General features: G+C 68.7%; 12 protein-coding genes and 2 pseudogenes. 6 read left to right on the forward strand and 8 right to left on the reverse strand.

Translation table 11 applies throughout. From position 1 onward, the window contains the following. Positions 1 to 3 precede the first annotated feature (3 nt). The 3 genes from OG718_RS51640 to OG718_RS51650 all read right to left on the reverse strand — a co-directional run bounded on the left by OG718_RS51640 (position 4) and on the right by OG718_RS51650 (position 15,234). Positions 4 to 9,357, reverse strand: a complete 9,354-nt coding sequence (locus tag OG718_RS51640) for a non-ribosomal peptide synthetase (RefSeq protein ID WP_328847567.1) — start codon at positions 9,355 to 9,357, stop codon at positions 4 to 6. Continuing rightward, positions 9,354 to 13,355, reverse strand: a complete 4,002-nt coding sequence (locus OG718_RS51645) for a non-ribosomal peptide synthetase (RefSeq protein WP_328847568.1) — start codon at positions 13,353 to 13,355, stop codon at positions 9,354 to 9,356. The genes OG718_RS51640 and OG718_RS51645 overlap by 4 nt, the downstream gene beginning before the upstream one ends. 673 nt (positions 13,356 to 14,028) lie before the next feature. Then, on the reverse strand, positions 14,029 to 15,234 hold the full coding sequence (locus tag OG718_RS51650) for a glycosyltransferase (RefSeq protein WP_328847569.1): 1,206 nt from the start codon (positions 15,232 to 15,234) through the stop codon (positions 14,029 to 14,031). Between the two features lie 468 nt (positions 15,235 to 15,702). Here OG718_RS51650 and OG718_RS51655 point away from each other — a divergent pair, with 468 nt between their 5' ends. Then, a complete protein-coding gene (locus OG718_RS51655) occupies positions 15,703 to 16,287 on the forward strand; it encodes a hypothetical protein (RefSeq protein ID WP_328848018.1) in 585 nt (194 codons plus the stop codon). An 831-nt stretch (positions 16,288 to 17,118) separates the two neighbouring features. Here the strand turns inward: OG718_RS51655 and OG718_RS51660 are convergent. Continuing rightward, positions 17,119 to 17,280 (reverse strand): annotated as a pseudogene (locus tag OG718_RS51660) (NTP pyrophosphohydrolase); the annotation flags it as partial. A gap of 225 nt (positions 17,281 to 17,505) precedes the next feature. Here OG718_RS51660 and OG718_RS51665 point away from each other — a divergent pair. Further along, positions 17,506 to 17,754, forward strand: a complete 249-nt coding sequence (locus OG718_RS51665) for an antitoxin MazE7 (protein WP_143643280.1) — start codon at positions 17,506 to 17,508, stop codon at positions 17,752 to 17,754. A 2-nt stretch (positions 17,755 to 17,756) separates the two neighbouring features. Continuing rightward, positions 17,757 to 18,140: a toxin Doc gene (locus OG718_RS51670; RefSeq protein WP_328847570.1), complete on the forward strand. Its 384-nt coding sequence runs from the start codon at positions 17,757 to 17,759 to the stop codon at positions 18,138 to 18,140. A gap of 52 nt (positions 18,141 to 18,192) precedes the next feature. On the opposite strand, the gene OG718_RS51675 is transcribed toward OG718_RS51670, so the two are convergent. From OG718_RS51675 to OG718_RS51685, 3 genes are all read right to left on the reverse strand, one after another. Further along, positions 18,193 to 18,429: a helix-turn-helix domain-containing protein gene (locus OG718_RS51675; RefSeq protein WP_055611208.1), complete on the reverse strand. Its 237-nt coding sequence runs from the start codon at positions 18,427 to 18,429 to the stop codon at positions 18,193 to 18,195. After that, the gene (locus OG718_RS51680; RefSeq protein ID WP_143643278.1) at positions 18,429 to 18,920 is read right to left on the reverse strand and encodes a DUF2975 domain-containing protein; all 492 of its coding nucleotides are present in this window, start codon (positions 18,918 to 18,920) and stop codon (positions 18,429 to 18,431) included. Before OG718_RS51680 ends, OG718_RS51675 begins: the two co-directional genes overlap by 1 nt. Positions 18,921 to 19,199: 279 nt before the next feature. Further along, the gene (locus OG718_RS51685) at positions 19,200 to 19,574 is read right to left on the reverse strand and encodes a Mu transposase domain-containing protein (RefSeq protein WP_328847571.1); all 375 of its coding nucleotides are present in this window, start codon (positions 19,572 to 19,574) and stop codon (positions 19,200 to 19,202) included. A 108-nt stretch (positions 19,575 to 19,682) separates the two neighbouring features. Here OG718_RS51685 and OG718_RS51690 point away from each other — a divergent pair, with 108 nt between their 5' ends. Continuing rightward, a complete protein-coding gene (locus OG718_RS51690) occupies positions 19,683 to 20,417 on the forward strand; it encodes an ASCH domain-containing protein (protein WP_328847572.1) in 735 nt (244 codons plus the stop codon). Positions 20,418 to 20,544: 127 nt separating this feature from the next. Here OG718_RS51690 and OG718_RS51695 read toward each other — a convergent pair whose 3' ends face one another. Further along, positions 20,545 to 20,940, reverse strand: coding sequence for a hypothetical protein (locus OG718_RS51695; protein ID WP_328847573.1), 396 nt, complete (start codon positions 20,938 to 20,940; stop codon positions 20,545 to 20,547). Positions 20,941 to 21,249: 309 nt separating this feature from the next. Here OG718_RS51695 and OG718_RS51700 point away from each other — a divergent pair, with 309 nt between their 5' ends. Together OG718_RS51700 and OG718_RS51705 are read left to right on the forward strand one after the other, a co-directional pair. After that, positions 21,250 to 21,765, forward strand: a complete 516-nt coding sequence (locus OG718_RS51700) for a hypothetical protein (RefSeq protein WP_328847574.1) — start codon at positions 21,250 to 21,252, stop codon at positions 21,763 to 21,765. 165 nt (positions 21,766 to 21,930) lie between these two features. Next, a pseudogene (locus OG718_RS51705) lies at positions 21,931 to 22,548 on the forward strand (helix-turn-helix domain-containing protein); the annotation flags it as partial. Between the last annotated feature and the right edge of the window lie 44 nt (positions 22,549 to 22,592).

Below are 22,592 nucleotides of genomic sequence, written 5' to 3' on the forward strand. Positions count from 1 at the left end.
GGTTTACAGGTCAGCGACTTCGTGGGTACCGGCACCCGGGGACGCCAGCGTCGCCCTGATGGTCCCGGCCACCGTGTCCACGTGGGGTGCCGCGACGATGCCGTAGTGGTCCGTGGGCAGATACCTGAGCACGGCGGAGGAAGGCAGGCAGGCGTTCCACTGCCGGTCCGACTCCCGCGGGTCCGCGGGGGTGGGCATGTCCGCCGTGGGGTGTTCGGCCAGCCACAGATACGTAGGGACGGAGACGAGTGGCTGTACGCGATGTTCCCCGAGGCTGCGCAGGTTGGCGCGGCAGCAGCGGGCCAGCCGCTCGGCGTACGCCTGTGCGTGCTCGCTCGGCAGTGAGGAGGCTCCGGTCCCGAGTTCGGCGGCGAACACCCTTTCCAGGTGAGTCTCGTCGTAGGCGGCGACCAGCGCCTTGGCCCGGGGCGGTGGCGGATCCAGAAGGTAGAGCGCTTCCAGTGCCCGGCCGGCCGACTCGGCGAGACCCGCCATCTCCATCGCCACACGGGCGCCGTAGGACCACCCGGCCAGATGAAGCCGGTGGTCAGGTCCGCCGAAGCGCTCACTTAGCGCCGCGTCGTAGTGATGGGCCCGCTCAGCCAGTGACCATGCGGGCATCCCGGTGTCGCGGAGTGCCGGGTCGGCGATGAGGCACACCGTCGGCGCGGGTCCGAGGGCCGCCACCAGGGAGCGGTAGGCCTGGATGTCCCCACCCACCGGGTGCACCAGGCACAGGACGGCCGAACCGGTTCCCTCCTGCCAGATGTCGAGGACGACCCGGGAGGTGCTTTTGGCCGCCTCGGTGGTGGGCTCGGCGGTGGAGGCGAGGGCCGCCTCTATGTGCTTCAGGATCTCCGTGAGGCTGACGCGGTGGCTGAAGGAGGCCAGGTCGAACTCGACGCCGTAGTCGTCCTCGATCTGGGCGATCACGCTGATCAGGGTCAGCGAGTCGGCGCCCAGGTCGTAGAGGGAGTCCTCGGGGTCCAGTTCGTCCACGCCCAGCAGATCCCGGATCACCCGGGCCATGGCGTCCGCCCGCTCTTCGGTACTGCCGGCGGAGGCTTCCTCCTCTCCGTCCGTTGGGTGCGTCGGGTGCGTCGGGTGCGTGGGTCCGGAGCCCGAGGGCCGATCCGCGATCCCGGCAGGAGTGCCGGCAGGAGCGTAGAAGGCCCGGGAGACCTCGATGTCCGTTGTGGACACGAGGAGTTGCGGCAGTTGCAGAGCCAGGGCATGGGCGAAGACCGCTTTCCCCTCCTCGACGGTCAGGCCGACCGCGAGGTGGGCCTGATGGCGGCTGTCCGTGTTCAGCACTCGGGTCGCCATTCCGGTCTCGCTCCATATATCCCAGTCGATGCCGATCCGGGTGGTTGTCTCCGTCTCGGTGGCCCGGTGGTGGGCGAAGCCGTCGAGGAGGCCCGCGCCGGCCGCGTAGTCGCTCTGGCCGACGCCGCCGAGCAAGCCGGACATCGAGGAGCAGTAGACCGCGATCTCCGGGCGGAAGGCTCCGATCAGGTGCTCGACGACGAGTGCGCCACGCTCGCGGACCGCGGCGGCGTCGCGCATCGCAGTGGCGTCACGTCGTACGAGCAGCCCGCCGTGTCCGAGACCGGCTGCGTGGATGACGCCGTCCAGCCGTGACGTGTGTTCGGCGATGGCCGCCGCCACTTCGTGAACGGGCATGGTCGCGAGATCCGCCGGGACGAGGCCGATGCGGTCGGCCCATCCGTTCAACTCCTCGGGCAGCCGCGGGTTTCGCGACAGCAACAGCACCCGACCGCGGGTGTGTTCGAGCAGCCAGGCGGCGATGGCGCGGCCCATGCCGCCCGTGCCGCCGAGCACCAGGTGGACGGTGTCCGCTCCGGCCGGTACGAGGGACCGCGTACCCTCCGGCTCCGGTACGGGTACCGTGCCCGGCCGCCACCAGTAGCCCTGCCGCAGAGCGAGCTGGCGGGGCAGGGCCGGTTCGCCGGGACGACCGGCCCCACGTGCTCCGGCGACGACCGAGGCCACATGTCCGGCCCAGCGGGTGAGGTCGCCGTCGGGGAGGTCGAGCCAATGGCCGTTCAGGGCGGACTCCTGATGGGCGGCCTCGACCGGCCCGGCGAGGAGCGCCAGTTCAGGTCTGTCCACCGTTCCCGTCGCGGGCCGGGCGCCGTACGACAGCCACCACACACGTGGGGAGCCGTTTCGCCCGGTCAGCGCCTGTGCCAGGGCTGCCGTGCTGTCCAGGCAGGTGTGACGGGCGTGTTCCAGGGTGTCGGGACCGACCGGCCCTGTCACGTCGAGGGGCAGGGCGTGCACCCACTCCGTGTCGCTGGAGGCCGGGGCACCGTCCTCGGACAGTGCATCGAGCAGCCGTCGCACGGACGCCGGATCGGCGGGGTCCACGTCGTAGGAGTCCGGTCCTCTGCGGGCGAAGGCGCCGGCCGGGTGCACCCGTATCACGCGCGACGCCACCGCCTCGAAGGGGACGAGCGCTGTCCGCGGAGTGTCCTCGGAGGCTACGACGACCACGGTGGACGCGCGGCCGGACGGCGCGGTGACCTCCGCGGCGGCGGCACGGCGCAGCCGGACCCAGTGCGGCTGGTGCAGCCAGTTCTCCCGGGGCAGCCGCCGGGGCGTGGCGGCCGGGGCCTCGCGCGGGTCCTCGGGCAGCCGGTCGAAGTCGTACTCCGCGAGGGAGAACGACGGGGGCGGGAAGTCCCAGGGCGCCGGAGCGGAGCCTGCCCCCCAGTCGACAGGGTGTCCGGCGGCCCAGGCCTCGGCGAGGTCGCGGGCCGTGCGACCGGCCGCGGAGACCGTTACGGCGTCCGGGTCGCCGCTACCGGGTTGCACCGCTCCAGTGGCCACCGTGCGCAGCCAATGCTCGGCCCCGACGGCGTCCGGCACGGCTGCCGCGGCCCGCAGGCGGCGAGCGACCCGACCGGCCTGGAGATGGCGCAGCACGAACCCGAAGCGCTCCGGGTGCAGTTGGAGGTAGCCGGCGATCCGAGCGGCGTCGGCGGCCAGGGCGTCCGCGCTGGAGGCCGACAGCACAAGGCACTTGGGCACTTCGCGGGTTGCCACCGGTCCGGGCGGAGCGTCCTGCTCCACGATGACGTGGGCGTTGGTCCCGCCGATCCCGAAGCTGCTGACCGCGGCCACCCGTTCGCGTCCCTCGGGCCAGGGCGTGGCTCGGACCGGAACGTGGAAGGGAGTGGGATCAGGGCCGATCTCCGAGTTGAAGGCACGGAAGTTGAGGTTGGGCGGGAGCGTCCCGTGCTGCACGGCGAGGACCGCGCGTACGAGTCCCACCACACCGGCGGCCGCGCCCAGATGGCCGAGCTGACTCTTGACGGAGCTCAGAGCGCAGCGGCCGGACTCACTCACGTCGAACGCCTGCCGCAACGCCCCCACTTCGATCGGGTCGCCCAGCCGGGTGCCGGTGCCGTGGGCCTCCACATAGCCGAGGTCGGCTCCTGTGCGTCCGGCGCGGGACAGGGCGGTTCGGATCACCTCCCGCTGTCCGGCCAGGGACGGCGCGGTGTAACTCATCTTCGCCGCACCGTCGTTGTTGATCGCGGAGCCTGTGATGAGTGCGTGGACGGTGTCACCGTCGCGCCGTGCCTGCCGCAGCGTCTTGAGGACCACGACGCCGACGCCGCTGGCACCGACCGTGCCGGTGGCGTCGTCGCTGAAGGGCCGGCAGTCGCCGTCCGCGGAGAAGATGTGCTGCGGGCGGTAGCGGTAGCCGCCGGTCAGCCCGGGGTCGACGAGTACTCCTCCGGCGAGCATCACGTCGGCCTCGCCCTGCCGGAGGAGACCGGCGGCGAGGTGCACGGCGACCAGAGAGCTGGAGCAGGCCGTCTGGGCGCTGAAGGCGGGGCCGGTCAGCCCGAGGTGGTACGCCACCTTGGTGGCCAGGAAGTCCTTCTCATGGTGCAGGGCGAGCTGAAAACCGTCAGGCAGTCGGCCGGGGTCCGCCTCGCGCAGCAGGGACTGGAAGTAGGTGTTCTCCCCGGCACCGGCCACCAGGCCCACCCGGGTGGACGAGGTGTCCGCCACTCCGGCGTGCGCCAGGGCCTGCACGCCGGCCATCAGCAGGTGACGCTGCTGGGGGTCCATCAGACGTGCCTCTTGAGGGCTGATGCCGAAGTGGCCCGGGTCGAAGTCGAGCATGCCGTCGAGCGTGCTGTGCGCGCCGACGACTCCTTCCGGCGCGTCGATACGGCGGATTCCGGTGCCGCCGGAGACCACCAGCTCCCAGAAGGCGGCCAGGTCCGGGGCGCCGGGCACCCGTACTGCCATGCCGACGACCGCGATCGGCTCGCCGGGTTCGGGGGCCCCGTCATTCGTCGCTGCCGATGGGGCGAGTGGCCGCGGGGTGGTGAGGTGGTGGGCCAGCGAGCGGACGGTGACGTGCTCGAAGAGGTCCGCGACGCCGAAGCGCAGACCGAGTGCCGTGGTGCAGCGCAGGTGGAAGCGCATCAGGGCGAGACTGGAGGCACCCGCCTCGAAGAAGGTCTGGTTTGGTGCGATCGTCGAGCCGGTGACCTCCTCGAAGACAGCAGTGAGGCGTTCCTCCTCGGCCGACAGATCCGAGGGGGCGATCGCCGAACGACGTATCTCTTCCCCCGGTGCCCGGACGACCGCCTGCCGGTCCAGCTTGCCGCTGGGCGTGCGGGGCAGTCTCTCCAGCCTGCGGAAGCGGTCCACACGTGCGTAGGAGGGCAGAAGGGCGGACAGATGCGCGGTCAGGTCGTCGGCGGACGGTGCTTCACCACGGACTTCCAGGCCGGCCGTCAGCCGGCCCCCGTCCCGGGTGACGACCGCGTTGACCACCGCCGGATGACGCAGCAGGGCCGCCTCGACGGAGCCGAGTTCAAGCCGGTGCCCGCTCACTTTGATCTGCTGGTCGTCGCGGCCCGCGTAGTGCAACAGGCCCGCACGGTCGAAGAACGCCCGGTCACCGCTGCGGTAGAACAGGCCCGCGCCGGGGAGCTCGACGAAGCGGGCGTCATCGAGGGTCGGTTCGTCGAGGTAACAGCGGGTGGTCATGGTGCCGCCGATCAGCAGCTCGCCGGTGCATCCGGTCGGGGCCGGGTCGCCCTGGGCGTCCACCACCCGCAGGTCGGCGCCGGCCACCGGGCGCCCGATGGCGGGCCGTTCGGGCCATTGCCCGGGATCTCCCTCCAGACACAGGGCGCTGACCACATGGGTCTCTGTCGGCCCGTAGTGATTGAACAGGCGCACGCCGGGGAGTCCGGCGAACCAGCGCCGGATGCTGTCGGTGCACACCAACTGCTCACCCGCGGTGATCACTTCGCGCAGCCGGGAGGGATAACTGTTCAGGCGGACGGCGTACTCGGCGAGCAGGTGCAGGGCCACATAGGGCATGAAGATCCGCTCGGTGCCCGCGGACTCCAACCGGTCCAGGAGCGCGGGCGCGTCCTGACGCCACTCGGGACGTATGAGCTGGAGGCTGCCACCTGTGCACAGGGTCCCGAAGATCTCCTGGAAGGACACGTCGAACGCCAGCATCGAGAACTGCTGGGTGGCCGCGGGGGCGGTCAGGCCGCCGGGACCGGACTGCCATCTGATCAGGTCGCACAGTGTGCGGTCGTGGATCTGCACGCCCTTGGGGACGCCGGTGGAGCCGGAGGTGAACAGTGTGTACAGGGGGCGTGCACCCACGTGTGCCGACGCGCCGACCGTGCCCCGGTCATGCGTGTGCCCGTCGTACGACGCACTCGTGCCGTCGCCCTTCTGGGGCGTGCGGTCCGCCTCCGGTACGACGAGGTGGCGCACCACACCGTCCGGGAGCAGCGTGTCCAGTGTCGGCGAGCTGTCCCGCGTGGCCAGGACGCACAGCGGGTCGATCTGTTCCAGGACGCGGCGCAGCACGTCGGCCGGGTAGGAGGGGTCGAGAGGGACGGCGGTGACGTTCAGCCGGGCCAGTGCCAGGAGCGCCACCACGTGTTCGGCGGAGGGATCCAGATACAGGGCCGCCCGGCAGGGGCTGCCGTCGGCCGGGATCCGGTAGCGGTCGGCCAGTTCCGTGGCGAGGGCCGCGGCACGGGCGTCGAGGGCCGCGTAGCTCAGGGTGTCGCCGTCGGCCGTGACCACGGCGGGGGAGTCCGGAGTGCGGGCGACCTGCAGGCCGAAGCCTTCGGCGATCGTGGTGAAGCCGGGTTCCGGGGCGGGTCCGCGCCCGTGCTCCGGGAGGGACCGCCGGTACGGAACGACGAGTTCACGAGCGGTGCAGCGGCCACCGGCCGCGAGCGCGTCCACGCCCCGCCGGAACAGTTCCGCCATCGCCTCGACGTCCTCGCCGGTGAACCGGTCCTCGGCGTACTCCCACAGCACGTCGAGTCCGTCCGCATGCTCCACCACGGAGACCGTCATCGGGCACTTGGCCTCCGGCGCCGCCCACCACAGGGGGCGATGGGCGCAGCCGGGCAGCCGCAGCGCCCCGAAGTCGGTGTTCTCCAAGACGAACAGGAAATCGAACGGTGTGCTGTCGCCGACGGCCTCCCAGCCGGTCAGGACGTCTGTGAGCGCCACGTCCTGGCGTCCCAGTACCCGCCCTGTGTCGCTCTTCGTGCGGGCGAGGAGCGAACGAAGGTCCTCACCGGGCGCGACGGTCAGGGGCAGCAGCACGGTGTTCGCCATCATGCCCACGCTGTTCTCGAACTCGCGCACCGGGCGGCCCGCGGCCGGGGCGGCGATGCGCGGGCGGACCAGACCGGTCACGCCGTACAGGCACCAGGAGAACACGCTCAGCAGGACCTGGAACCGAGTCAGTCCGAACTCGGCGCACAGCTGGTCCACCTGGGCCCGCCGAACGACGTCGAGCGACGTATGCAGCAGGCGCGCCCGCGGCGGCGGACCCGCGTCCTGGGCAGGCAGCGGCTCCTGCGGCTCCGCCAACCCCTGGTAGAACGCGAGGAGTTCATCGCGCTGCGCCCGGTAGGCCGTGCTCGCGAACCGGTCGCTCTGCCAGACAGCGAAGTCCAGCGGGGTCGGAGCGGGTGCCTCGTGCCCGCCGCTTCCGGCGTAGGCGGCCGACAGGTCGTGCAGCAGGATGCTCAACGACCAGCCGTCCACGGCGATGTGGTGCAGGTGCAGAAGGAGCGTGCCGCCGCCGTCACGCGGCAGCCAGCAGGCCCGGAGCATGCGGGGGACGGCGAGGTCGAAGGGCTCGGCGAAGAAGGTGTCGGCGAAGACGTGTGCTTCTTCCTCGTCCCAGACCTGCCGGCGGCCCGGCTCGTGCCAGGGGTCGTACGGCTCACCGACGGTCTGCTCCAGGCCGTCCGGCCCGAGACGGAAGCTCGTCCGCAGCGCCTCGTGGCGTGCCACCAGGCTGCGAAGCGCTCGCCGGAGGGCAGCGGGGTCGACCGGTCCGTCCAAGCGGAAGGCCTGGTTGACGGAGTAGGCCCGGGAGCCCGGGGTGCGGCGCTCCATCAGCCACAGCCGCTGCTGTTCGCTGGTGGCGGGCGCCGAACGGGCACCGGAGACCACCGGTGCCGGCAAGGCGCTCTCCTCGCCGGGACGGACCGTGGCGAGCGACCGGGCGACAGCGGCCAGGTCGCCCTGGAGGACGGCCGCCTGAGTCAGCTCACGGCCCCATCGCCGTCGTACGGCGAAGCAGAACCGAAGCGCCTTCAACGAGTCACCACCGCTGGCGATCCACCGGTCGCCGAGCCCGAGGCCGGTGGTGCCGAGAATCTCCTCGGCCAGTTCGACGACCCGGCGCTCCGTCTCCGTCGTCGCCGGTCCGCCGGATTCGGCGGTGGCGGCTCGCCAAGGGCGGTCGGCCCGCCGCAGCAGGGCGGCCTGGTCGACCTTGCCGTTGGCGTTGAGCGGCAGCTCAGCCACCAGATGGATCTGGTGGGGGCGCATGTAGGCGGGCAGATGGGCCGCCAGATGGCTGTCGAACTCCTCGTAGGACAGCTCCTGGCCGAGGACGACGAACGCCAGTAGTTCGTTGGGCCCCTCCTGGATCGCGCGGCTCGTGCACACGTGGGCCCGCTGGACCGCCGGGTGGCTGAGAACGTGCCGTTCCACCTCGCCGGGCTCGATCCTGAAGCCACGGACCTTGACCTGGCGGTCGGTTCGTCCGACGTACTCCATCAGGCCCTCGTCGCTGGCCCGTACGAGATCGCCGGTGCGGTAGTACGGCTCCTCGCCGCCGTCGAGCCATGGCAGCCGTACGAAACGCCGCTCGGTCTCCTCAGGAAGGTTGCGGTATCCGACGGCTAGTCCGGCTCCGCTCAACAGGAGTTCGCCGACCTCGCCGGGCGCGGCGACACGCTCCTGGCCCGGTACGACCAGTACCGCACCGGTCTGCGGCAGGGGCCGGCCGATCGGCACCACGTCCCCGTCGAAGTCGCGTGGAATCGGATGGCACAGGGCGAAGGTGGTGGACTCTGTCGGCCCGTAGATGTTGAACAGACGGGTGCCGCTGTCGGCATTGTCCCGGTACCAGCGGCGCATCACGTGGGGGTTGAGCTGCTCACCGCCCACAAGAACCTCGCCCGCCGAGGCGAAGCAGTCCGGCACGGCCGCGACCATCGCGTTGAACAGCGCCGTGGTGATGAAGACGGTGTCCACACGCTTGTGCCGCAGTGCCGCGGCGAGCCGCTCGGGAGTCTGCGCTTCCTCGTCGCTCAGGACCACGCAGCAGCCACCGGTCAGCAGGGGCACCCAGACTTCGAAACTCAGCGCGTCGAACGCCGGATTGGCCATGCAGGCATAGCGCAGACCGGGCTCGACGCGGATGTAGCCGGGCTGTGCCAGTCGTCGGACTCCTGCGTCACGGACCTCGACTCCCTTGGGCTGCCCCGTCGTTCCGGAGGTGTAGAAGAGGAAGGACACCTCGCCGGGGGCGGAGGGTGCCTCCACGGCGGCAGCGGTGTCCGGACGTTCGGGAATCTCTGGCAGAAGGGCGTCTGCGGCGAGCGCCGGCATGTCCTGCGGGAGGTCGGTGACGCTCTCGATCGTCTCGTGCACCAGGGCGACCGCGGCGGAGTCCCGGAGGATGAAGTGACGGCGTTCGGCGGGGCTCTGTGTGTCAAGGGGCACGACCTGCGCCCCCAGCCGCAGGATGCCCAGCATCACGCCGACCAGCCGCCACGACCGCGGCATCGCCACCGCCACCGCCTGCCCCGCGGTGACGCCCCGGCGCCCCAGCTCCTGGGCGACGGTCGCGGCTGCCACGTTCAACGTCGCATAATCGAGACCGACTTCGCCGTCGACGACCGCCTGGGCGTGTGGCGTGCGCAGGGCCCGGTGGTGAATCTCAATGGCTATCCCGGCCGGGGCGCTCAAGTCCTCGGCCACGTCGGTGTGCGACGCTCCGACGCGCGGTTTCATCGTGCCTCCGACGTTCCTGAAGGCGCTGTGCGCTCCGTCTCGCCCTGGCCGGGGGCGGATGTCAGCCGGTGCAGTTCGGCGCTCAGGACAGCGGCGACGCGGGGCAGTTCGTCGCTCTCCAACATGTCCCAGTGACCACAGGCAACCGGCTCGACCACGAACTCACCGCCGACGCGCTGCCGCCAGAAGGCGCGTAGACGAGCGGCAGCACCTTCGACGTCCGCGGCGTCCTCGTCCTCCACTGCCGTCGCCTGCATCAGCACGACACGGGCGGGTGATTCGGGCACAGCGTAGTCGCGCCCTGTCTCGCGATGGTGGTTGTAGACGTTCAGGTACCGGGCCACCTGGTCGTCGTCGATGCCCGGGTACATGCCGTTGAAGCGCACCAGCTTCTCCCGGAACTCCTCCATGCCGACCGGCGCGATCGCGGCGCGCTGTTCGTCGTCCTCGGCACCGTGGGTGTCGAGGAGGACCACACTCACCTTCTCGTGTCCGGCCGCCACCAGACGGCGGCCCATCTCGTACGCGATCAGACCGCCGTAGGAGAGCCCGCACAACACCAGTGCCTCGTCCGCACGGGGACCGACGAGCCGCAGATACTCCTCGGCCATCGCCTCGACACCCGGCAGGGTGGACTCGCCGGGATTGATGCCGGGCGCCTGAAGTCCCACCACACCGATGTCGTCGGCCAGTTCGGCGGACAGCGGCAGGTAGCAGAACGCGGTGCCGCCGGCGGGATGCACACACACCACGCGCTGCCGGTCGCCGCCCGCACGGAACTCGACCAGGCTGCCGAGTTCCGCGGACTGCGCGGCATCGCCGACGTTGCCGCGCACCCGCTCGGCGAGCGCCTCGATGGTGGGGTGCAGCATGACGTCCCGGACGGGGAGGGCGACGCCGAGTTCCTCCTGGACGGCGGACGCCATCTTGATCGCCGATATCGAAGTGCCGCCCAGCTCGAAGAAGTTGTCACTGATACCGATGTCCGGGTGCAGCAGCACCCCGCGCCAGACCCGGTACAGCGCCATCTCCACATGGTCGCGGGGCGCGGCCGTGTTGACCGGCCCCGCACGGGTTCCTGCCGCGGCGCGCAGCACCTCTGTCCGGTCCACCTTGCCGCTACGGTTCAACGGCAGCCGCGGGAACTCGACCACCACGGCGGGAATCATGTAGTCCGGCAGACGGCCCCCCAAGGCCGCACGCCACTCGTACGGCATCCGCGTGGCATCGGCGTCACATCCCACGCCGGCCACCAGACGGGGGCCACCGGGTGTGTCGCGATCGGCCAGGACGACGGCCTCCCGGACCCCGGGGACCGCCAGCAGCGCCGCCTCGACCTCGCCGGGTTCGATGCGGAAGCCGCGCAGCTTGAGCTGGTCGTCCCGGCGGCCGACGTACTCGGCGTTGCCGTCCGGCAGCCAGCGTGCCAAGTCGCCGGTGCGGTAAAGGCGTTCACCGGGGACGAACGGGTCGGGCACGAAGAGTTCGTCGGTGAGGTCGGGGCGGTTCAGATATCCACGCGCCAGACTCGCTCCGCCGAGGTAGACCTCTCCGGTGACTCCCACGGGCACCGGGCGCATTCGGTCGTCGAGCAGGTACAGGCGTGTGTTGCGCAGTGGCCGCCCGATGGGACAGGACCTCTCGTACGGCTGTGGGTCGGTGTAGGCCGTGGCATAGAGGGTGGCCTCGGTCGGGCCGTAGCCGAAGCAGATGCGCAGGCCGGGCAGCAGCTCACGCATGCGGTGCAGGGTGCTCTCAGGCAGGGATTCCACCCCGGTGAGGAGCTGACGCAGGCTTGATCCGGCCAGGCGTGTAACCGGATCCTCGCCGATCCACAGGACGTAGGAGGGGGGCAGAAACGCCTGGGTGACCTTGCGTTCGCGCATCCAGTCCAGCAATGCCGCGGGGTCTGTACGGAGTTCGTCGGGGACCAGGTGGAGGACGGCGCCGGTGGTCAACGGGACGAGGAGTTCATGCACCGATGCGTCGAAGCCGATGCTCGACCAGGCCGATGACGCCTCGCCGGGAGAGTCCCCCATGAGTTCGCGCCAGTGGTCGAGGAGATTGACGACGCTGCCGTGCGTCACCGCCACGCCCTTGGGCCGGCCGGTCGATCCCGAGGTGTAGATGACGTAGGCGAGCCGAGTCAGGTCCGCGTCGATGGCCGGCGCCTCGTCGTGGGTCCCCTCTGCCTCGACCTTCGCCAGGTGCTTCCACAACTGTCCGTCGTGGCCCGAGGTGTCCTGCTGGTCGGTCAGCACGAGGACCGGTGCGGCGTCGTTCACCATGGCGGTGAGGCGCTCCGGGGGCTGGCCGGGGTCGAGGGGCAGGTAGGCGGCTCCGGACTTGAGGATGCCGAGCACACCGATGACGAGTTCGGCCGTACGTCCGACATGCAGACCCACCACTTGATCGGGACCGGCACCACGGGCGATCAGCGCATGGGCGAGACGGTTGGCCCGCCGGTCGAGGGTTGCGTAGTCCAGTTCTGCGTAGTCGGCCACCACCGCACACTGCCCGGGCCGTTGGCGGACCTGCGCGGCGAAGCGCTCCAGCACGCCCTCTGATGCCGGGTCCGTCACAGTGGGTCCTGTGCTGAAGGTGGCGAGGAGTGCCCGCTGCTCGTCCTCGTCGAGCAGCGTCAGGTCGGCGATCTCGGCATCGGGCTGTTCGGTCATCAGACGCAGCACGCGCAGGAACTGACGTATGTACCGTTCGACCGTCGTCCGGTCGAAGAGCGCCACCGCGTAGTCGATCTCCCCGGTGAGGTGCCGGCCCTCGTCGGCCAGGGCCAGGACCATGTCGAACTTCGCGGGTACGTGGGCGGCGTCTTTCCGTAACTCGACCTCCAGTCCGGGGAGTTCGAGTTCCTGCCGCATGGAGGGGACCCAGGCGAACATGGTCTGGAACAGGGCCGTGTAGGCGGGGCTCCGCGGTGGGTTGACCAGTTCGACGACTCGCTCGAAGGGGAGGTCGACGTGTTTGAGGGCGTCACGGATCCGCTGGTTCACCTGCTTCAGGGCGTCCTTGACGCTGAGGGAGCCGGAGAGGTCCGCGCGCAGGGCGAGGGTGTTGACGAAGAAGCCGATCAGGCCCTCGATGTCGCCGCGTCGGCGGTTCGACGTGGGGGCGCCGACAACGATGTCGTCCTGCCCGGAGAGCAGGGACAGCAGCACGGACCAGCCGGTGAGGACGGTCGCGTAGAGGGAGACATCGTTGTCTGCGGCCAGCGCGCGCAGGGCTCGTGTCAGGTCCTCGTCGACGGTCACGGGCAACCGATCGCCGTGGAAGCCCTGCTCGGGCGGGCGGGGCCGATCGGTGGGAAGGGAGATCACGGCCGGGATATCGGCCAGTGCGGTGGTCCAGTAGTCGGCGTGCGAGGCGGGCTCGTCTCCCGACATCCACTCCCACTGCCAGCGCGTGTAATCACTGTACTGCCAGGTCAGTTCGGGGAGCGAGTCGTCCTGCCCCCGCTGAAGCGCGGAGTAGACCAGGCCCAGTTCCTTCAGCAGCAGGGACCGGGACCAGCCGTCGAAGATGATGTGATGTGCCACCAGGACCAGTACGTGATGGTCCGGTTGGAGCGCTATCAGGCAGCCGCGCGCCATGGGTTCCTCGCCCAGGCGGAACGGGGCGCCCTCCACCTCCGACCGTAGTCGTCTGAACCGTTCCGCCCCGTCCGGCAGTCCCGTCAGATCCTCGAAGACCACCGGGAACCCCGTGTTCGGCGGATCGACGACTTGAAGAGCCGAACCCTCGGAGGGGACCAGCCGGGTGCGCAGAGCCTCGTGGCGGGCCGCGAGCACATGCAGCGCCGTGATGAGCAGGTCCCGGTCGAGCGGTCCCCGGATGTCGAAGGGCATCGGCTCGTTGTAGGCGGCGCTGGCGTCGCCGTCCATGCGTGCCATGACCCACAGACGCTCCTGCGCCAGTGACAAAGGCGCGGGCTTTAACTCTTCGCCGGAATGATTACTGACTGCGATTCGGGGTAATAACACGGGTTACCCTTCACGAGAAGAGAACGCGGCGAAAAACGGGTAAAACGCAATCTGAAAGCAATGCCTGCAGGCCTAGGGCCTTCGGCCGGACCTCAGCTGGAGACGAGCGGCTATCCGGCCTGGTCAACGCTGTTGTTGCACTGCCGTGCGGGCGGCGAGGAGTGCGGGAGAAGCTCTATAAAGTTGAGCGGGGTACCTGCAGAGTGGCGATTGCGGACGTTTCTGTTTATTCGGCCACCCGCATGGTGGCTAATTCCCGTTGATGCTAAATGCGCTTCGATTGAGTGGTCAACCGTGACCAATGCCACACCCATTGAATGATGAAATACTGTTTGCGCTCGGCGTGCGACATTAAGGGGCTTGCCTGAAGATAACGGACCACGCGGGGCCAATGGTTCACTTCGGTCGTGGCGCGCTCTCCCCGTCGGGGACGGCGTATCCGGAGACAGAAGGCCATCCCCGGTTCAATGTCCCGTCCTTGCCCGCATTGCCTACGTACACGCCGTGATCCATGAGCCCGAAGCCAGCAACCGAGGGTGCGGTGTCAGCCGCAGCACCATCAACCACTGGGCCGCGGTCCTCGCTTGCCGAAGCCCCGGACGGGTTCACCCCGGCCGGGGCCCCTGCGCTCGGACCGGCCCGAGCGCTCCCGAGCGCTACGGGCGGGCGTCGTTCACCGCGCCCCGTCGACCAACCAGCGCGCGGCCAACTCTGCCCCGTCGGTGCGGAGCCGGCTTCCCAGGGACTTGGCACGCGCCCGGGTCTCGGGTGACAGGGCGGTCTTGAGCGCGATGCCCAGAGATCCGACGGTCGTGGTCGGAGCATCGAGGGCCGCACCGAGGTCCAGTGCCGCCACCCGGCCGGCCCAGTACGGGTTGTCCGACAGCTGGAGAGGTATCACCACTTGTGGTGCGCCCGCCCGGGCCGCCGTCAGTGTCGTACCCGCGCCACCGTGGTGGACCACCGCGGCCACCCTGCCGAACAGGTTCTGGTGGTTGACCTCGCCGATGGCGAAGCAGTCGTCCCCGTCGTCGACGAGATCCAGGTCGGCCCAACCGCGGGACACGAGCACGCGGTGCCCCTGTGCGCGGATCGCCTCGACGGCCATGCCGCCGATGCCTTCGGCCGGGGACATGCTGCCAAAGCCCACATAGACCGGCGGGGTGCCCGCGTGCAGGAACCTCGCCAGGTCCGTCGGGAGGGGCCGTTCGTCCGCGAGGGTCCATGCGCCAGTCTGAGCGACGTCGAGGCCGGGGGTCTCCCGCCACGCTCCCACGACCGGGTCCGCCGCCAGCCATGGACGGTCGGTGAGGATGTGATCGCGCACGTTGTCCACCAGCGGCAGACCGAGGGCTGCCCGGTGACTGTTGAGTGCCTCGCCGAACTGCGCGTTGACGTTCTGGGCGTCCAACTCCCACAGTGTCCGATTGTCCGCGACCTCAGGCTCCGGCCAGCCCGGCCGCGGCGGTGGCGCGTGGTGCGGCGACGGCAGGTGGACCGCCGCGTAGCTCACGAACACGTAGGGGATACCCGCGGCCTCGGCCACGGATCGCGCGGCGACCTGCCCCAGACCTGCGGCCACCACCACGTCACATCCATCGAACGCGGCTGGGAAGGTGTCGAACTGTGTCTCGACCAACTCGTTCCTGTAGCGGGCGAGGTCTGTTGCCGAGGGCAGGCTCTTCCCGCGCATCAACTCCCTGACGGGTGGCCCGACCGGCACCAACTGCACTCCGATACCCGCGAGCCGCTTGGCGAACTCCTCGTCCGGCGGGGCGCACATCCTCACAGCCGCGCCGAGCGCCCGCAGCCGCACCGCGAGTGCCACCAGCGGTTCGACGTCGCCACGTGTCCCGTATGTAGACAACAGCACCCGCATTCAGCGTCCTCTTTCGTCGAGTCTTCCGTGCGCTTGTGTTGCTTCCGCCCGGGCTTGGGGTGATGGCCGGCGGCGGCGATACATCGGTCGTCAGGAATGATCGGCAGCAGTGTAGGCCGCGTGTCGGCCAGGGCAGGCGCCGGTTGCCTTGCGTCATCGCGCTTGGTCGCGTCGGCCAATTCGCCTATTTGGCAGCAGACTTGATCCTTCGGGAGTTACCGGGAACAGTCCTCTCAGTGGCTACGGTGCGCGTGGGGTCGGAGGTTCGGCGTCGGCCGGCTCTGGGCAGTCTGTGCTCGCCGAGGTGTGCAAGATCCCCCATCGTCCACACAACCGGAGTGCTACGCGATGCAGAGTTCGTCCACACCCGTACCTGATGTTTCGGTCATCCTGCCCTGCGCCGGAAACGGAACCCGTTTCGGTGCGCCTTACTCGAAGGAATTGCATTGTCTGGCTCCTGGGGTCACCGTGCTGGACCGCAGTCTGGAAGCCGTCGTCGAACTCGCCAAGAGCGGACTCAATGTGCGCCTGGTCGTCGTGTTCGGAACACACAAGCTGGACACGGTGAGTTATCTCGCTCGCTATGCCGACACCTTCCAGATGATCTTCGTCTACCAGGGCGAATCGTTCGGACCTGGTCTCGACGGGGCGATCCGGTCCGCCCTGCCGATGACGCAGGGGCCGGTGGCTCTCGTGCTGCCTGACATCGTTGTCGCGGGGTCGGACACGCCAGGCAAGCTCCTCGACGCCTTACGGCAGGTGGAGGTGACGGGCTGGAGCGTAGTGGCCGCCGAGGAGCGGGATCACGACATGCTGCGGCAGATGGGCGCGTTGGCCGTGGCCGAGGCGGGAGGCGTCCTGACCGTGGGGGCGGCCACCGACAAGCCGGCGGATCCCTCGGGCTTCAACGCGTTCTGGGGGATGGTGGCCGTCACTGAGAGCGAGGCACACAAGCTGCCCGACGTCATGGGCATGGGAACGTCCAACCCGTTGGTCGGTGCTGTCGCTCTCATGGTGGAGGGGATTGTCAACTACAACACCCCCGCAGGCTGACTCCTGTGCGCCGACGAGTTGGTGCACGGTGTGGTGTACGGGCTGCCCCTCTGAGCTGGGCGTTTGTCCTGACGTCAGAGCGAGTGTCTGGACGAACGGCCACCGGCTGATCCTCGATCGAGGTGCCGAAGCCTGAAGGAGGTCGGCACGACGACCGCACGCGACAGTCTGCCCGTGCACGCCCTTACGGAAGACAACCTCGCCGCGGTGAGCCCCGATCTGCGCGCGCGGATCAAGGCGTTGGCCGACGCCCTCATGTCCCCTGAAGCCAATGCCCTCGCAGTTCGAGGGCCGAATCGCCGAGTGAGTGGTGCTGGTGGCGAAGCAGACAGCCGATGCGGTTGGTGCGTCAAGCAGCAGCGGGCATCTGAGTGGCCTGTGTGTATGAGGGCGAGGGCGGTTGCCTCGGCGTACGGGGTCGGCGAGCGTCAGGCGGACCCCACACTTTCGGTCAGGTGCTCGGGCGGACGGCATCAACCTCGTGAGAATCACTTCTGTAGGGCACGGCAATCGACACCGAGCGGCCGTGCACCGCTTCGCCCCACGCGGACGATCCCCGGCCAGGAGCCGGACGTGCCTCGTAACGGAACCGTCCGTACGCAGGTTCCGCATGGGCAGGAAACATCCGAAGGCGCCAGGATGTAGCGACTCTTGTGTCGGTTTGGGCCGGTGACGCAGCCGCTCCTGCAGCCTTCTGTCTACATCCTCAGCGTCAGCGAGCTCTCGCCTTGTCGAAGAGCCCTCGCCGCAGCTGTCGCCGGAACACCAGCGTGCAGGCGACCGCGTCTGGGACGAGAAAGCCCAAGCCAATCCAAGCCGGTTCGTCGACGTGGGGAAGCGCGACAGCTGCTCCGACCGCCAGTGAACCAGGATCCGCCCACGTTCATCACGACAGACCGTCACGGCGACCCGGTGCAGCCAACCCTCCCGGATGGCCTGCCGGCGACTGACCACCACCGCCAGTACACGATCTTGATCGCCGAGACGCTCCACCAGTTCGTCCACGACACACACCCTGGCGGAGTCCACTGACAACGCCGCTTCTCGGATCCCGTGGAGGTCGGCCAGCAAGAACCTGCAGCAGGAGCAGCAGGCAGAACGCGGATTACGACAGATGTCGTGCAAATGCGACACCTGTCGTGCTCAGGCTCATGGGCGCGGCCGAATCTGTCTCGCGAGAGGTATTCATGAAGGTAGTCATTGGTGCATACTCAGGGTATGGCTGACACCACCGTGAAAGTAGACGCTGAGACCCGGGACCGGTTCTCAGCGATTGCCAAAGCCCGCAATACGAGCGTGCGTGCCCTCCTCGCAGAGCTGGCCATAGAGCAGGAGAACCAGCTCAAACTGGGTGTAGCGACGAACGCATTCCGTGAGGCGGTGTCGCAGCCGGGGATCGCCGAGGCGTTCGATCGTGACTTCGGCGGACTGCCGGAGACCACGCGTACCACTCGCCGGGTGGCCTGACCTTGGACCTGTACATCGACATCCGCTGGCTCCTCGACCGCCAAGAGGAACTCCTCGGCAAAGAGCTGGGCGTCCGTGACTACTCCGCACTTGTCGCCGCCGTGGCGCGACACCGGGTGAACACTCCGCAACTCGACGTGGGATCGCCGGACACCTACTGGCGGGCAGCCGCGCTCATGGAACAGATCGTGCTGCTGCGGCCGCTGCCGGCCCGCAACGAGTTCTTCGCGTACGGCGTCGCCGTCGCATACGTCAGGGCATCCGGGGAGAGCGTGGACACGGCCGCGTACGAGCCGTGGCGCGACCTGATCGCGGACATCCGGGCACTGCGCCTGACCGTGTACGACATCGCCGACCGACTGCGCTCCATGCGGCCACCCGAGTAGGAGCCGCTCCGACGGCACTCTCCACTGCGCCCGTCGCATGGACAACCTCGGATCACGGAACGTCGAGAACCCCACCTGCGGCGTCCTCGGCTTCCCAACGCAGCAGGTCGCCCGGCTGGCACTTGAGTACCTCGCAGAGCGCGGCGAGCGTCGTGAAGCGCACCGCCTTGGCGCGGCCGTTCTTGAGTACCGCCAGGTTGGCGGGCGTGATCCCTACACGGTCCGCGAGTTCGCCTACGGACATCTTCCGCCTGGCCAGCATCACGTCGATGTCGACGGCGATCGGCATCAGATCACCTCGTTCAACTCGGCCTGCATCTGCGTCGCTTCGATGTCGCGGGCGACGGCCTGGGTGAGCAGCATCCGCAGTACGAGCACGATGAGCGCGACTCCCAGAATGGCCAGGCCGATCCCGCCCATGATGACCGTGACGCCCGGGTCGTCCCGCTGGCCCGGAGCATTGATGGCCGTGACCGTGAACCACAGGAGGGCGGCCGCCACGATCGCGCCGATCACGCCGTCCACGTACCGGAAGGCGGCGTGGGAGAACACGGTTCCGCGTCGCACCATTGTCACCAGCCGCCATACGCAGACCAGGGTGACCTGGACCGACGTCATGCCCAGGATCGTGATCACGCGCAGCGGGGTCAGTGGGAGCGACCCGTCCTCCGGATCGTTCCCACTGACCAGCACCCACACCATCCCCGCCTGCACGAACACGGTGCCGGCGAGCACCACGCCGAGCACGGCGCGCAGCGCACGCACTGTCAGCTTTCCCACGACCTATCCTCCCATCGAACAACGATGAGAAGCTATCGAAATTCGATAGATGGAGCAAGGGATAGGACGGAGAGCGGCGGCAGATTCACCCGATGCCGGGACGCTGCCACAAATCGCGGCAGCTCCGGCGATCGACTCGGGGCCTTCGCCAGCCAGCGTGAACATCCGCCGCCCATCCCGAACGACCACCCATCGTGTGACTGGTCGCGATAGATGGCACCGGCTGTCCATCTGAATTGATCTGGTTCCGAGTTGGGCCCCTGACATGCGGCGGCCAGCTCACTTGAGACGTGGGGGTGCCGGGAATCCCAGTTGATCTGGTTCAGCTCCACGGTCGTGGCAGGTGAGCGTGACAGCGACCTTGCGGTCGATGAAGCGGACCGGGACCGAGTACCGGCACATCTTCACGGTGATCATGCCGTAGCGGTCGACGCGGGGAGTGAGCATGATGCCGGTCTCGAACGGACCGTCCGGCAGCGGCAGCAGATGGCCGGCCTCGCGGGTGAAGTCCTGCGCGATGGTCCGCATCCTCGTCCCGATCCGCCGCTCGTCCTCCTTCGCCTCGAACTCGGCCAACCGGGCGTTGAGTTGGTCGAGGCTGTCCACCTGCGGCACCGGTGTGAGGTTGTCGTAGCGGACCTGACCGACCGGCACTCCTCTAATATGCGGGTCTCGATGTCAAGCCGCCGACCACGCTGAGGGCAAGCTTCATGAGAACAATTGTGTCGAGGAGTCCGGCTGGGTCGATCTAGGGTCGGCGCCATGGTCTCCATCAACCTCTTCGACTCCGAGCGCCGCGTCATAGAGGCTGCGGAACGGCTCGCGGCTTCCCTCGGAAGCGACCCGAACCACACCGTGGCCGCAGCGGCGATGGACACGGCCGGCAGGATCCATGAGGCGGTCAACGTCTACCACTTCACCGGCGGACCGTGCGTCGAGCTCGTCGTGCTCGGTGCCGCCGCAGCAGCGGGAGTCGGCCCGCTCGTCACAATCGCTGCCGCGGGAGATCGGGGCCGCGGCCTGATCCCGCCGTGCGGCCGCTGCCGCCAAGCGCTTCTCGACCTCCACCCCGACGTCTTCGTCGCCGTACCGACCGACGACGGACCGGCACTGCGCCCGATCCGGAGGCTTCTGCCGGATACCTACTTCTACCCCGATGCGGATGCGCGTCGAATTGTTCGGTTCAACAAGCGCTACTACAAAGACATTGCTACCGGACGGAAGACCTCCACCGTCCGCTATGAAGATCCGATCGCGCCGGGTCCCGCAATCTTCCTCTTCGAGGACGACGAAGCCCCCCGCACGTTGGAGGGCACCGTCACCGGCATCGAACGCCACCGGCTCGATCGCCTCACCGCCGAACAGGCTCGGCTCGATGGCTTCACGAGCATCGACCAGCTCAAGAAGGGCCTCCAGGGCCACTATCCCGGCCTGCCCTCTGATGCCGAGATCGAATTTGTGACGTTTACGGTCGAAGCGCCTGGCGCCGTGGAGTGATGCAGCGTGGATAACTGCATGCCCGATGGGATCGCAGTGCGGACGCCTTGCGATCCCATCGGGCGCCCTTTTGTTGATATCGGCGTCACATCACATCTGGCCGGATCGTTCAGCTTGAATGGGGCCGTCAGGACGCTTCTCCATCGAGTCCGCTGAGGAGTCCGTCGAAGATCTGCTCGCGTGTGACTTGTCCCTTCGCTGCCGCGTCGTCTCGCTGGCGTTCGAGGGTGGGCCGGAACTCGATCGTGGTGACGAAGAACGTGCACGATTCACAGATCGACTCGAAGTGGCAGTCCATCTCGACGGGGCGAGCGCAGTAGCCGTTGCCGAGCATCGGGCGATGCATCTTCCGGCGGAGCTTGGCCATCTCCGTGCCCTCGGCATCGGCCGGCAGCTGACGCGGTGCGTCGTAGAGTGCCTCAACCTTCTCCGAGACGGCGAAGTACTCGTCGGCGACGGTGCGGTCGGCGATCCGTGCGTAACACGTGTCATGGACAGCGACCCGCCTGGATCGACAAGGCATTCGTGGCGGACCTGCCCGGCGTGACCGGCTTCGCCCGCGGCCTCACCAATGATCTCGACGCCGTCACCGCCAAGCGCACCCTCCGCTGGAGTTCGGGCGGCACCGAGGGCACCGTGAACCGCATCAAAGATGAAGAGGCAGCTGTATGGGCGCGCCGATTTCGAACTCCTTCGGAAGATGATCCTGCTCGCGTGGCCCGCCGCCGCCGCGGCGGCTTGCGTCGGCGCAGGTTGGGCATTGTCACGGGAGGTTGGTCACCGCTAGGTTCGAGCCGCTGGCGTTCGGGCGACAGGGGATGTGGGGCCTGGGGTGGCGCTGCTGGACTCACTGGTGACAACGGCTGCGGGAGCGCTGTCCGTCACGATCGGGGTCCTGGTCGGGGGCGTTGTCACGCACCGGGCCCAGGACCGTCAGTGGTTGCGGGACAAGCAACTGATCGCCTACCAGGAACTGATCAGCCACTACGCCAAGTTCACGATGACCATCAGCCGCGCCCATGCCGGCCGACAGGGATGGGACTACGACTGGAGCGAGTGGAGCGCAGTCCTGACCCGTGCCAGCCTGGTCGCCCCCGCCGACGTCGCGGCGGAGATCGACAACTTCGGCAAGGCCATCGGCGCGTTCCTGGACCAGGTGGCGCGTGATCCGGCACGCGACCCGTCGCGTGATCCGTTGAGCGCGGAGGAGTTCGCCCAAGCCAATCGTGCGCCTGCTCAGGCGCAGGTGCAGTTGGTCAATGCCATACGACGGTCACTGAGCAAGGATCAGAAGGAACTGCCCTTCTGGATAGGCGGATCCCTCGCGGGCCGTCACGACCACCCCTGACAGACACGGCATGGCCGGAATGGCCTTCCACGGCCCGCGATCGCACACCGCGCCCGGGCTCAGACACGGGAATCGAACACGTCCTTCACCGACCGTGACAGCTCCCGTGATCGCTGCCAGAGTCTAGCGTGTTGGAGAAGGCCGTGAGCAGGGCATTTCCCTTGTATGGGTGGGGTGCTGAGGGCTGATCCGTTGTGTATGGAGACGTTCACGGGGCTGCGGATGAAGCAGTTCGAGCGGTTGCTGAAGGAGGTCCGGGAGCGGGGTGGCGACGGGCCGCGAATCGGGCGGCCGTGCTGTCTGCCGCTGGCCGGCCGGGTGCTGGTGGTGGAGGCTTTCTACCGGACGAACCTCACCATGAGGCAGCTGGCTCCACTGTTCGGGGTCTCGCCAGCCACGGTGTGGAGGGTGATCCAGCGGGTTGGGCCTCTCCTCGCGTTTGAGCCGATTTCACGCCCCGCCGATGCCACGGACCGGCTGTGGGTCGTGGACGGCACGCTTGTCCCGGTCCGCGACCGCAAGGTCGGTGCCTCGAGCCGCGGGTTCTCTGCGAACGTGCAGGTCGTCATCGCCGACACCCGCGAGTTCAGTGCGACGAGTCCCGTTCGCCAGGACGAAGGAGAGCGGCAGACAGTTGGGGGTCACCTCTGGAGCGTCCTGCCAGCAGCACATGGTCACCTCCCAGACCATCGAGGGCAAGCAGTACCTGTCCCTCACCTGGCCCGGACTCAACCAGGGCAAGATGCCTGCCGCAGACGCAAAGTGCGCTCGCGCCAGCATGCCGAAGAACCAGAATGAGGGCGCGGGCGGCGACCTCGGCAGGAGGA

The organism is Streptomyces sp. NBC_00258, from assembly GCF_036182465.1.
Lineage (GTDB): Bacteria > Actinomycetota > Actinomycetes > Streptomycetales > Streptomycetaceae > Streptomyces.